At 49.4% G+C, this 413-nt stretch carries 1 pseudogene; it reads left to right on the top strand.

The annotated features are described in order from the left end of the window. Positions 1–413 (top strand): annotated as a pseudogene (locus MWU84_RS24140) (hypothetical protein); the annotation flags it as partial.

Below are 413 nucleotides of genomic sequence, written 5' to 3'. Positions count from 1 at the left end.
GGACAAGTATTGACTACTGATGGCGCAGGGGACGTAGTATGGGCCGTTCCTGCTGCTGGTTCAGTTTCTGCCGATGGAACCACTATTACAGGAGATGGAAACATCTCGGACCTTTCAGTTCCGACAGGTGGAATCACTACAGTACAGATTTTGGATGGCACTATAGCAACAGCGGATATTTCCGACAATAACGTAACTCCAGCTAAAATTGAGCAAGGTGCTACCGGACAGGTATTGACCACCGATGGTGCAGGGGACGTAGTATGGGCCGTTCCTGCTGCTGGTTCAGTTTCAGCCGATGGAACCACTATTACAGGAGATGGAAACATCACGGACCTTGCGGTTCCAACAGGTGGAATTACTACAACACAGATTCTTGACGGGACAATTGCTCCCATCGACATTGCTACCAA

The organism is Arenibacter sp. F20364 (assembly GCF_023015905.1).
GTDB lineage: Bacteria > Bacteroidota > Bacteroidia > Flavobacteriales > Flavobacteriaceae > Arenibacter.
This window is presented reverse-complemented; position numbering and strand designations above follow the sequence as displayed.